Here is a 308-nt window from a genome sequence, read left to right on the forward strand (position 1 = left end):
CGCCGGGCTGCCCGGCATCCCGACCGGACTCCCGGGCATCCCGACCGGACTTCCCGGAGGCCCACCGGAACCGCCGACACCACCAGCCCCGCCGACACCACCGGCCCCGCCGAAACCACCAGCCCCACCGGGACTACCGACGGCGAACGGCGGGATCGGCGCGACCGTCGTGGGACGCAGCGGCGGGCGAGGTGGCCCACCGGGGCTGGCCTGACCCGGAGCGAACGGACCCGGCAACGGCGGCAGACCATCACCATCCGCCAGCAGCGCGGCGAGCGACCGCCCGTCCGGCGCCGCGACCGCACGCA

It is taken from the genome of Cryptosporangium japonicum, from assembly GCF_039524755.1.
Taxonomy (GTDB): domain Bacteria; phylum Actinomycetota; class Actinomycetes; order Mycobacteriales; family Cryptosporangiaceae; genus Cryptosporangium; species Cryptosporangium japonicum.